General features: G+C 59.1%; 11 protein-coding genes. 6 read left to right on the forward strand and 5 right to left on the reverse strand.

The window, feature by feature from the left end; genetic code table 11:
• Nucleotides 1–156: 156 nt before the first annotated feature.
• Nucleotides 157–1398 (forward strand): diguanylate cyclase, encoded by a 1242-nt coding sequence (locus J9892_RS22310; RefSeq protein ID WP_029314438.1) that lies wholly within the window; start codon nucleotides 157–159, stop codon nucleotides 1396–1398.
• Nucleotides 1399–1481: 83 nt separating this feature from the next.
• Here the strand turns inward: J9892_RS22310 and J9892_RS22315 are convergent, their stop codons facing one another.
• On the reverse strand, nucleotides 1482–1952 hold the full coding sequence (locus tag J9892_RS22315; protein WP_010674514.1) for a glycine zipper 2TM domain-containing protein: 471 nt from the start codon (nucleotides 1950–1952) through the stop codon (nucleotides 1482–1484).
• Between the two features lie 17 nt (nucleotides 1953–1969).
• Between J9892_RS22315 and aat the strand changes: the two genes are divergently transcribed.
• From aat to infA, 3 genes are all read left to right on the forward strand, one after another.
• On the forward strand, nucleotides 1970–2677 hold the full coding sequence (gene aat / locus J9892_RS22320; protein ID WP_210539046.1) for a leucyl/phenylalanyl-tRNA--protein transferase: 708 nt from the start codon (nucleotides 1970–1972) through the stop codon (nucleotides 2675–2677).
• On the forward strand, nucleotides 2674–3390 hold the full coding sequence (locus J9892_RS22325) for an arginyltransferase (RefSeq protein WP_010674512.1): 717 nt from the start codon (nucleotides 2674–2676) through the stop codon (nucleotides 3388–3390). The genes aat and J9892_RS22325 overlap by 4 nt, the downstream gene beginning before the upstream one ends.
• A gap of 68 nt (nucleotides 3391–3458) precedes the next feature.
• On the forward strand, nucleotides 3459–3677 hold the full coding sequence (gene infA, locus J9892_RS22330) for a translation initiation factor IF-1 (RefSeq protein WP_005300033.1): 219 nt from the start codon (nucleotides 3459–3461) through the stop codon (nucleotides 3675–3677).
• Between the two features lie 69 nt (nucleotides 3678–3746).
• Here infA and clpA read toward each other — a convergent pair whose 3' ends face one another.
• Together clpA and clpS are read right to left on the reverse strand one after the other, a co-directional pair.
• Complete coding sequence (clpA, locus tag J9892_RS22335) at nucleotides 3747–5999, reverse strand: ATP-dependent Clp protease ATP-binding subunit ClpA (RefSeq protein WP_128273140.1); 2253 nt, start codon at nucleotides 5997–5999, stop codon at nucleotides 3747–3749.
• Nucleotides 6000–6059: 60 nt separating this feature from the next.
• Nucleotides 6060–6377 (reverse strand): ATP-dependent Clp protease adapter ClpS, encoded by a 318-nt coding sequence (gene clpS, locus J9892_RS22340; protein WP_005325410.1) that lies wholly within the window; start codon nucleotides 6375–6377, stop codon nucleotides 6060–6062.
• A 228-nt stretch (nucleotides 6378–6605) separates the two neighbouring features.
• Between clpS and cspD the strand changes: the two genes are divergently transcribed.
• A complete protein-coding gene (cspD, locus tag J9892_RS22345; protein WP_010674510.1) occupies nucleotides 6606–6824 on the forward strand; it encodes a cold shock-like protein CspD in 219 nt (72 codons plus the stop codon).
• 116 nt (nucleotides 6825–6940) lie between these two features.
• Here the strand turns inward: cspD and asd are convergent, their stop codons facing one another.
• A complete protein-coding gene (gene asd / locus J9892_RS22350; RefSeq protein ID WP_210539048.1) occupies nucleotides 6941–8053 on the reverse strand; it encodes an aspartate-semialdehyde dehydrogenase in 1113 nt (370 codons plus the stop codon).
• A gap of 340 nt (nucleotides 8054–8393) precedes the next feature.
• Here asd and sugE point away from each other — a divergent pair, with 340 nt between their 5' ends.
• Nucleotides 8394–8708, forward strand: coding sequence for a quaternary ammonium compound efflux SMR transporter SugE (sugE, locus tag J9892_RS22355; RefSeq protein WP_210539051.1), 315 nt, complete (start codon nucleotides 8394–8396; stop codon nucleotides 8706–8708).
• Nucleotides 8709–8923: 215 nt separating this feature from the next.
• On the opposite strand, the gene J9892_RS22360 is transcribed toward sugE, so the two are convergent.
• Complete coding sequence (locus tag J9892_RS22360) at nucleotides 8924–9607, reverse strand: B3/4 domain-containing protein (protein WP_039039002.1); 684 nt, start codon at nucleotides 9605–9607, stop codon at nucleotides 8924–8926.
• Between the last annotated feature and the right edge of the window lie 40 nt (nucleotides 9608–9647).

Genomic DNA, 9647 nt, shown 5'->3' on the forward strand with positions numbered 1-9647 from the left:
AACCTGGCCAGAAGGAGGCAATATCAATATGATGCACGGCGACAGCAGGGTGATGGTGGTGGTGTGTTTGGAGACAGCCAGTTTACCAGCACCCTGTCTGTCAACTTCCACTTCCCCAAGATCCCGCGAAGAACCTTTTTTATTGCAAGGAGCAGGATGAAACGAAAAATAATGATAGTGGAAGACAGCCTGACGGTACGCCGCATGCTGACCCAGGCCATTGCGCAGCAGACCGGGCTGGAAATCGACGCGTTCGATACCCTTGAAGGGGCTCGCGATTGCCATGGGGAAGATTATGTGGTCGCCCTGGTGGATCTCACCCTGCCGGACGCCCCCGGCGGAGAGGCTGTCAACGTGCTGAGGGAGCGTGGGCTGCCGGTGGTGATCCTGACGGCCGACATCAGCGAAGAGAAGCGGGAAGCCTGGCTGGAGGCCGGGGTGCTGGACTACGTGATGAAGGATTCACGTCACTCCCTGCAATATGCCGTCGGTCTGGTGCACCGCCTCTACCTCAACCAGGCCATCGAAGTCTTGGTGGTCGACGATTCACGCACCTCCCGTCACCGTACCGCGGCCCAGTTGCGCAAGCAGTTGTTGCAGGTGCACGAGGCCAATTCTGCCCGCGATGCGCTGGCGCAGCTCGAGCAGCACCCCGCCATTCGCCTGATGCTGGTGGACTACTATATGCCGGAGATCGACGGCATCAGCCTGGTGCGAATGCTGCGCGAGCGCTACAGCAAGCAGCAGCTCGCCATCATCGGCATCTCGGTATCGGACAAACACGGCCTCTCGGCACGCTACCTCAAGCAAGGGGCGAATGATTTTCTCAATCAGCCCTTTGAACCCGAGGAGCTGCAGTGCCGGGTCAGCCACAACCTGGAGGCCCTTGAGCAGTTCAACAACATCCAGGAATCGGCCAACCGAGACTACCTGACCGGACTTTACAACAGACGCTACTGGTTCAACGAGGGTCAAAAGTGGTTCGAGGAGCATCAGCGCCATCAGGCGCAGCTCTCCCTGTGCGTGCTCGATGTGGATCACTTCAAGCAGGTCAATGATCACTGGGGGCACGCCATCGGCGATCAGCTGCTCTGTCATCTGGCCAGGCTGCTCACCCAGTTCTTCCCGGATGCCATGATAGCCCGATTCGGTGGTGAAGAATTTGCCCTGATGGTGCCACACTGCCCCGTTCCCGTGCTGCTCAAGCGGCTGGAAGGGCTTCGTCTGCAAATGCGCCAGCAACCGCTGTCCCGGGAGATATCGCTCTTTGTACGCGCCAGTTTCGGCGTCATCAATGTCGGGCGGCTCTCCATGGACGAGGCGCTGAGCGAGGCAGATCGCCAGTTGTATCAGGCAAAGAATACCGGGCGAGACAAGATAGTCTGTCAGGACGTCTGAGCAAGCATCAGCAGAGACACTCCGTGTAGTACCGCCCGGCGCCCCTTGTGTGGCGGCCGCCGGGTCAATCCCTTCTTCACCGTTCAATAGGTCTTGTCGACCCGCACTCCATCGTTGAAATAGAGGATGCGTACCTTGTCGCCCTGCGCAAAGACCATGGCCGGATCGTAATCCTGGATCACGTTGATGAGCCCATTCTGCTCGTTGCGGATCAGCAGCTCCACCAGCTTGTTCTCCACCACGCTGCCCCCTGACTGAAACTGCTGCACCGCCGCCGCTCCCGCCAGTGCCCCGACCGCAGTGGCAATCTCCCGCCCGTGCCCACCGCCAAACTGGTTGCCGAGCAGCCCGCCAAGCACGGCCCCTCCCAGAGTTTTCCAGCCGGAATGCTCTGATTCCACCATCTGGCGCTGGGTGATGTTGCGCACCGCATCCACCTGGCCGAAGACCACCTGCTCCACCGGACGCGCCGTGTTGCGTTCATACACCGCACTCCAGGCCGGTGCCGTGACAAAGCCAAGCAAGCTGGATACTATCAGGATAATGGCCTTCATCTATGAACCTCTGCCTTATGTCTCGCTATCTTACCGAACTGGATGATGAGCTGTGCTGGTTTCCCTCCCCCAGCCATGCGCTGGAAGAGCCCAACGGGCTGCTCGCGATTGGGGGAGATCTCTCCCCCACTCGATTGCTGGCAGCTTACCACAGCGGGATCTTTCCGTGGAATGAACCCCATCAGCCACTGCTGTGGTGGTCACCGGATCCCAGGGGAGTCATCGTGCCCGAGGAACTCCACATCGGCCGCAGCCTGCAGAAGTGTTTGCGCCGCACCCCCTTCGAGATTTACATCAATCGCGCCTTTGATGACGTCATTGCAGCCTGCGCCGCCCCCCGTCGCACCGCCAGCGGCACCTGGATAAGTGCCCCCATGATCGACGCCTATCGGCGCCTTCATCGCCTCGGTCATGCCCACTCCATCGAGGTCTGGCAGGATGATCAGTTGCAGGCAGGCCTCTATGGTCTCTCCCTGGGTCGACTCTTTTGTGGTGAATCCATGTTCAGCCGCATCGACAATGGCGCCAAACTGGCCATGGTGGCCCTCTGTCGCCACTTTGCAGGGCACGGCGGTGCCCTCATCGACTGCCAGATGCAAAACGACTTTCTGGCCACGCTGGGCGTCCAGGAGTGGCCAAGGCAGCGCTTTCTGACCACCCTGGCCACCCTGACCCGGCAACCGTTGCAAGAGGGATGCTGGCAACCGAGGAGAATCAGCCTATGAGTGAAGAAGTGATCCTCAAGGTCGGGCTGACCCCCAGGCACCCGTGCAGCTACCTCGGTCACGAGCAGGAGCAGTTGCTGGTCCTGATGGACCATGAATTGCTCAACGCCGCCGGGTACGAACGGCTGCTGACGGCAGGATTCCGGCGCAGTGGCAACGACATCTATCGTCCTCACTGCCCCGCCTGCAGCGCCTGCCAATCCTTGCGCATACACAGTGAACGCTTCACCCCGAGCCGTGGGCAGAAACGCATCCGCCAGTTGAACCGAGATCTCGAACTCGTGCTGAGCTATGACGACAAGCCCGAGTATTACCAGCTCTATGAACGCTATATCCGTGAGCGCCATAGGGATGGCAGCATGTATCCACCGAGCCGGACCCAATACAAGGGGTTCCTGCACTGCGACTGGATGCCCCCCCTCTATCTGGAGATGCGCAAGGAGGGACGCCTCATCGGCGTGGCCACCACGGACCTGCTTCCCCACTCTCTGAGCGCCATGTACACCTTCTTCGACCCCGACTATGCCGACCGGTCGCTCGGCACCTTCGCCATCCTGAGCCAGTTGGAACTGGCCAGACGTACCGGTCGTCAGTGGCTCTATCTGGGGTATCTGGTGGAGGAGTGCCGCAAGATGAATTACAAGCGCCAATACCTGCCCCATGAGCTGCTGGTACAGGGCGAATGGAAAAAAATCGACACCAAGCCCGAGTAAACTTTACACATAGCCTTAAATCCGGCATGATCCAGCGGTTTTTTGTTGTGGCTTATCAAGAGGATTCAATGGCTAAAGAAGACAGTATTGAGATGCAGGGTACCATTCTCGAAACCTTGCCCAATACCATGTTCCGTGTGGAACTGGAAAATGGTCACGTGGTTATCGCTCATATTTCCGGCAAGATGCGCAAAAACTACATCCGTATCCTGACTGGGGACAAAGTAACGGTGGCTCTGACTCCGTACGATCTCTCCAAGGGACGTATTGTTTTCCGCTCTCGCTAAGCCAGGAATTCAGCAAAAAACCCCAGCCTCTCGGTTGGGGTTTTTTGTCATTTCCGGCCTTGCTCACAGTCAGTGAGAGACAGCTTCAACGTTGACCTGAAAATCAAAGCTGAGGCTGTTGTTCACCAGCTCGACCTTCACGATGCCGCCATCGACCAGGGAACCGAACAGGATCTCGTTGGCCAGGGGCTTCTTGAGGTGCTCCTGAATGACCCGGCCCATGGGTCTTGCCCCCATTGCCCTGTCATACCCTTTCTCTGCCAACCAGTGGCGCGCCTCTTCAGACACCTCCAGTGAAACGCCCTTGGCATCCAGCTGAACCTGCAACTCGACGATGAACTTGTCGACCACCTGATGGATCACTCTCATGTCGAGATGGTTGAACCAGATGGTGTGATCGAGCCGGTTGCGGAACTCCGGACTGAACGTCTTGTTGATCACCGCCATGGCATCGTGGCTCATGTCCTGCTGCTGGAAACCGATGGACTTGCGCTGGGTCTCCTGAACCCCTGCGTTGGTGGTCATCACCAGGATCACATTGCGAAAATCTGCCTTGCGCCCGTTGTTGTCCGTCAGGGTACCGTTGTCCATCACCTGCAGCAGCAGGTTGAAGACATCCGGGTGCGCCTTCTCGATCTCGTCAAGCAGCACGACGGAGTGCGGATGCTTGAGGACGGAGTCGGTCAACAGCCCTCCCTGCTCGAATCCCACGTAACCGGGAGGAGCCCCGATCAACCGGGACACGGTATGGCGTTCCATGTATTCCGACATGTCAAATCGCAATACCTCGACCCCGAGCGCCTTGCCCAGTTGCTGGGTCACTTCGGTCTTGCCCACCCCGGTCGGGCCGGCAAACAGGAAGCAGCCCACAGGTCGACGTTCGTTGCCAAGCCCTGAACGTGACAACCGAATGGCATCGGTCAGCACCTCGATGGCCTTGTCCTGCCCGAACACCACCATCTTGAGATTGCGCTCCAGATTCTTCAGCACCTCCTTGTCGGAGGAGGAGACAGATTTCTCTGGTATACGGGCAATCTTGGCAACAATGGCCTCGATTTCCGGCACATTGATCACCTTCTTGCGCTTGCTGACGGGCAAGAGGCGTTGCCCTGCCCCCGCCTCGTCGATGACGTCGATGGCCTTGTCAGGCAGATGGCGATCATTGATGTACTTGGCGGAGAGCTCCACCGCCGCCCGGATCGCCTTGACGGTGTAACGCACGCCATGGTGAGACTCATAACGGCTCTTGAGTCCCATCAGAATGCGAGTAGTGTCGTCTACTGTGGGTTCGACGATGTCGATCTTCTGGAAGCGACGAGCCAGAGCCCTGTCCTTCTCGAAGATCTGGGCATATTCCTGGTAGGTGGTGGAGCCCACGCAGCGCAGCAAACCATTGGAGAGCAGCGGCTTGATGAGGTTGGCCGCATCCAGCTGGCCACCGGAAGCAGCACCAGCGCCAATGATGGTGTGGATCTCGTCGATGAAGAGGATGGCCCCCTCCTGACGTTCGATCTGCTTGAGCAGCACCTTGAGGCGCTTCTCGAAGTCACCACGATACTTGGTGCCCGCCAGCAGGGAGCCCATGTCCAGGGAGTAGATGGTGCTACCCGCAATCACCTCGGGCACATCCCCCTTGACGATACGGTAGGCAAGCCCTTCGGCGATGGCGGTCTTGCCCACCCCGGCTTCCCCGACCAGCAAGGGGTTGTTCTTGCGGCGGCGGCACAATACCTGAATGGTGCGATTGAGCTCCTGATCACGGCCGATGAGCGGATCGATGCGCCCCTCCAGCACCAGCTGGTTGAGGTTGGTGGCAAAGCTTTCTATCTGGGCAGAGGATACCTCGTCATCAGATTCCGCATTGTTGCCACCACTCTCGGGCTTGTTGTCCTTGCGCACCCCGTGGGACAGGAAGTTCACCACATCCAGGCGGCTTATTTCGGCTTTTTTCAGGAAGTAGGCGGCCTGGGACTCTTGTTCGCTGAAGATGGCGACCAGGACATTGGCACCGCTCACCTCGGTATTGCCGGACGACTGCACATGGAAGACGGCACGTTGCAGCACGCGCTGGAAGCCCAGCGTCGGCTGGGTTTCCCTGTCTTCGTCGTCACGGGGGATGAGCGGAGTCGTTTGATTGATGAAGGCGCGGATCTCCTTGCGCATCTGCTCCACATCCGCACCACATGAACTCAGCGCCTCATGGGCTGAGCTGTTATCCAGCAGGGCCAACAACAGGTGCTCGACGGTCATGAATTCGTGGCGCTCGTCACGGGCCAGCTTGAAAGCCTCGTTCAGCGTCTTTTCTAGATCTTTGTTCAACATAGGCACCTCCCCTCAGTACAGCAACAATGCGGTGTCGTTATCGCCATCAAGTCATCAGATTCAAGCCTTTTCCATGGTACATAGCAGTGGATGTTCGTTGTTACGTGAATAGGTGTTGACCTGGACCACTTTGGTCTCGGCAATCTCGGCGGTAAATGTGCCGCAGACTCCCTTACCACTATAATGCACGCTCAGCATCACCTGAGTGGCCTTCTCCAGATCCATACCAAAGAACCTTTGCAGCACCTCCACCACGAACTCCATCGGTGTGTAGTCGTCGTTGTTCAGGACGACCTTGTACATGGGTGGCGGTTGCAGCTTCGTTTTCTCTGCTTCTGCAATCTCTTCATTAGCAAAGAGTTCTTTCTGCTTGCTCATAGTTGCGCTTTGGTACCTCTAGATTACTACCGTGTCGCTCAAGATTGTCAATAGACTTGTTAACCAGATCACATCGGTTGTTAACAACTTCTTGACTCGCTTAAAAGTTGGACTAGATTGGTTACTTGCTAATCGGCGCCCGTCTGCTACGGGGTCATGCCCTAGTTATATAAGGCTGGCGCAGGTTACTCAACGACTTCAGGGTAATCAATAAAAGGATGTAGATGTATGGCAACCGGAACAGTCAAGTGGTTCAACAACGCAAAAGGATTTGGGTTTATCTGTCCGGAAGGCGGTGGTGAAGATATCTTCGCTCACTACTCCACGATTCAAATGGAAGGTTACAAGACCTTGAAAGCAGGTCAGGCAGTCAACTTTGAACTGCAGCAGGGGCCGAAAGGAAATCATGCCTCTGTCATCGTGCCAAACGAAGCACAGAACATCTAAGAGTCAAACTGGATAAATTAAAAAGCGGCATCCCAAGGGATGCCGCTTTTTTATGGACAGGCACGAAGAGGGGAACAAGAAAGGCAAGGCCTTCCTTGTTCCCTGCTGCAGCTACCTCAGCGGGTCAGCAGGATGTTCAGCATGCGACGCAGCGGCTCGGCGGCGCCCCACAGCAGTTGATCACCCACGGTGAAGGCCGCCAGGTATTCCGGGCCCATGTTGAGCTTGCGCAGACGACCCACCGGGATGCTGAGGGTGCCGGTGACGGCGGCCGGGGTCAGCTCGCGGGCGGTGATGTCGCGATCGTTGGGGATCACTTTCACCCAGTCGTTGTGGGCGGCCAGCAGGGCTTCGATCTCGGCCAGCGGCACATCCTTTTTCAGCTTGATGGTGAAGGCCTGGCTGTGGCAGCGCAGGGCGCCGATGCGCACGCACAGACCATCCACCGGGATAGCGGCGTTTTCGATACCCAGGATCTTGTTGGTCTCGGCCTGGCCCTTCCACTCTTCACGGCTCTGGCCGTTGTCGAGCTTGGTGTCGATCCAGGGAATGAGGCCACCGGCCAGCGGCACACCGAAATTGTCCACCGGCAGGGTGCCGGAGCGGGTCTTCTCGGTGATCTTGCGCTCGATGTCGAGGATGGCGGAGGCGGGATCCGCCAGCTCCACCGCCACTTCATCCCGCAGCATGCCCATCTGGGTGACCAGCTCGCGCATGTGGCGGGCACCACCACCGGAGGCAGCCTGATAGGTCGCCACGCTCACCCACTCCACCAGATCGGCCTTGAACAGGCCACCCAGGGCCAGCAGCATCAGGCTGACGGTGCAGTTGCCGCCAACGAAGGTCTTGATGCCGTTGTTCAGGGCATCCTCGATGACGTCGCCGTTGACCGGATCCAGGATGATGACAGCGTCCTTCTCCATGCGCAGGGAGGAGGCGGCATCAATCCAGTAGCCCTGCCAGCCGGCGGCTTTCAGGCGCGGATAGACATCCTTGGTGTAGTCGCCGCCCTGGGCGGTGATGATGACGTCCTGCGCGGCCAGCGCCTCGAGATCGAAGGCGTCCTGCAGGGTGCCGGCATCGACGCCAAAATTGGGGGCGGCCTCACCGGCCTGGGAGGTGGTGAAGAAGGTGGGTTGAATGCGGGCAAAATCCTTCTCTTCCTGCATCCGGCTCATCAACACCGAACCCACCATGCCACGCCAACCGACCAAACCTACTTTTTTCATAATGTCCTACCCTGGATAGCTGCTTATAGAAATCGTGTGTGGTACCCGTGACCCCCTGCCTTGGCGCCAGCCGTTTACAAGGGATTCACAATATATGAGTTGCAAAAAATGCGTCTGTCCACATTACGGATTGTGACGGCGGGCGCAAGTCGAATTGCGCAATATTCTGTGCCATTCGCTGCAATATCCGTCGGCCTGGCCGACCTGCGGGCAGCCGGTTGGCATCCTGCCTCCAGTTGGGGCATCATTGAGACCGACCGGCAGCCCCGCTGCCCCTCGGGGACGGCCCCGAGGCCTCCTGATACGCAGGGACGACCCTGCTTCCTGCGGAATCTGCCTTATGTCCTGGTTGCTATTGCTGTTGGCCGGCCTGTTCGAGGTCGCCTGGGCCATCGGCCTCAAATACACCGACGGTTTCAGCCGTCCCCTCCCCACCCTGCTGACCCTGCTCGCCATGGCCGTGAGCGTGCTGCTGCTCGCCATGGCGGTCAAACAGCTGCCCCTTGGCACCGCCTATGCGGTCTGGACCGGCATCGGCGCGGTCGGCACCGTGCTGATGGGGATCTGGCTGTTCAACGAACCGGCCACCCTGGCCCGGGTGCTCTGCCTGCTGCTCATCATCGTCGGCATTCTGGGGTTGAAGTTCATCGGTTAGGCGCGCTGAAAGGGCCGGGTACACCAGCCCCGACGTGGCAAGCTCCAGGGGGCGATGTCAGCCCGGCATGTTGCCGTGTTTCTCTTCCGCTGGTGTGTTGGCAGGCGGTGGGGAAAGGCGGGCGGCACAGACGTGGCATGGCGAGCAAGATCTGCCCCATGACCGCCCGGGCGAGCATGGGGTGCCTCCTTTTATCTTTTCGTCTGCTCCTTCAATCACTCCACCAACGTCTGCTCGATGCGGGCCCCAGGCATCATCTGCGTGAGACCGGCAATCAGCCTGTCGCCGGCCTCCCACAAGGCCGTGCGCGGCATCGGCGGCAGACACTCCAGAATGAACCACATCCGGGGGGAAGAGAGGCTCAGGCGAGTGCGGATCCCCTGGCGCCAGTTCCAGCGGCGACAGGTGACGCCGAGATCGTCCCGCCATACCACCTCTCCGGGAGCCGGTGCCTCCTGGGTTGGCAGCCCTTCTTTGAGGGTGTCAAAGCATTCGCTGCCATCGGCAATCACCAGGCGCGGCGCTCCCACATAGGCCGCCAGATCCTCCCCGCCCACGGGAATGGCATACTCGATGCTGATGGCGTTGTAGAGATCGACCACAGGATCGATGGCGGGCAAGACGCCATCGCGCAGCACCCGCTTGCGCAGTGCCTGGGCCGAGCAGGGCGTGCGGGCAGGCTTGGCGCCAAACCCCTTGAACACCTGATCCCAGGCGGCCAGATGTTCAAGGGCCCAGGGGGCCTCGTCGGTGCCAAGGGCCGCACATGCCCGGGCCAGGGCCCGCTCCCCCACCAGAGTGTCAATCACGGGGGCAGCTTCCACTACGATGCTGAGGGCACAAAAGCCCGGCGCCAACCTGGCTATCTCGGGGTCTATACGGGGGATCATCGGGAACATTCAGCACTCCTGGTCAAGGTTCATCAAGACGGGGGGGGGG

This window comes from Aeromonas sp. Prich7-2 (assembly GCF_017939255.1).
GTDB lineage: Bacteria > Pseudomonadota > Gammaproteobacteria > Enterobacterales > Aeromonadaceae > Aeromonas > Aeromonas caviae.